At 66.5% G+C, this 660-nt stretch carries 1 protein-coding gene; it reads left to right on the forward strand.

All coding sequences use genetic code 11. The features are described from left to right. Positions 1-291 precede the first annotated feature (291 nt). Positions 292-660 (forward strand): hypothetical protein (locus tag BZY54_RS47875; RefSeq protein ID WP_143668427.1); only part of this gene is annotated, 369 nt, incomplete at its 3' end.

Here is a 660-nt window from a genome sequence, read left to right on the forward strand (position 1 = left end):
CGAAACGACTTGGCGTTCGCGACGGGGCCGGGCGGGCAGGAGTCGCACCGGTTCCGACCAGCACCCTTTGTGCCCGTTTGGACCAGCACCCTTTTCAATTACTTGGTCAAAAGTAGAGGAATGGATGGAGAAGTTACGATCGTGAACGCTGCGTGGTGTTGGGGGTCGATCGAGGAGTCACTCGGTGGCCTGAACGGAGGTGTGCTCCTGATCGAACGGCCGCCCTAGCTCCGGGGCGGCCGTTTCCGTTTGTGGCGTCCTGTACGGCCGCACGAAACGGGGAGATGCGTTATGACGACGCTTCACCTGACGCCGCAGGACATGGCCGCCGTGTCGTCCGGACCTGCCGGGGCCTGGCTCATCGACCTGACGAAGGCGGGCGAGAAGACCGTGGTCGCCGTGGCGGTGCAGCTCTTCCCGCTGGACCAGGTGCCGCCCGCGAAGCGGCGCGCGGACTGGCTGCGGCAGCTGCCGGACGCGAAACTGGTGGAGCTCGCGACGGCGCGGCTCGGCGCTCCGGACGCGGAGGTGATGACGGAGGTCGTGCGTCGCTTGCAGGAGTTGACTCAGCGGATCTGCCCGGTCGTCGGGTCCCTGCGATATGCCGGAATCCTGCCCACCTTCTTGGGTTTGCCGCCACACTGCCGACAGGCCCCGCTG

The sequence above is a fragment of the Streptomyces carpinensis genome, from assembly GCF_002154505.1.
In the GTDB taxonomy this organism is placed as follows: Bacteria; Actinomycetota; Actinomycetes; order Streptomycetales; family Streptomycetaceae; genus Streptomyces; species Streptomyces carpinensis.